Annotated in this window: 2 pseudogenes; one reads left to right on the forward strand and one right to left on the reverse strand. The window is 55.7% G+C overall.

Annotated elements, in window-relative coordinates:
- Nucleotides 1-300: pseudogene (locus tag FDX22_RS31410) on the forward strand (electron transporter); the annotation flags it as partial.
- 36 nt (nt 301-336) lie between these two features.
- Here the strand turns inward: FDX22_RS31410 and avtA are convergent.
- A pseudogene (avtA, locus tag FDX22_RS19790) lies at nt 337-495 on the reverse strand (valine--pyruvate transaminase); the annotation flags it as partial.

Here is a 495-nt window from a genome sequence, read left to right on the forward strand (position 1 = left end):
GCGTGATCAAAGACGACGCCTTTACGACGGCGGTCGCTTGTCATCAATGCGAAGATGCTCCCTGCGCGAATGTTTGCCCAACGCACGCCATTCGTCGTGAACATGGGCATATCTTCGTTGAACAGGCGCGTTGCATTGGCTGTAAAAGCTGTATGCTGGCCNGTGCAGGCGGTTAAATGTGATTTGTGCTGGCATCGCGAAACGGGCCCGGCGTGTGTAGAATCCTGCCCGACCCGTGCGTTGCAATGCGTTGACGCCGCAAAAATTCAGCAGCAGCGTTTGCGTTCACAGCCGTTGTAATGCGTGACCCGACCGATTAGGCGGTCGGGTTTGCCATCAGCCTTCACGCCAGGCGCGTTCTATCTCTTCAGCCAGAATCTTCACGCCAGCCTCGATTTTTTCCGGTTCCGGTACGTAATTCATCCGCATGCACTGATGCGTATGCGGCCAGGGTTTATCCAGCCCTGGGAAGAAGTAATCACCGGGAACCATCAG

Source organism: Citrobacter sp. TBCS-14, assembly GCF_005280805.1.
GTDB lineage: Bacteria > Pseudomonadota > Gammaproteobacteria > Enterobacterales > Enterobacteriaceae > Citrobacter > Citrobacter gillenii.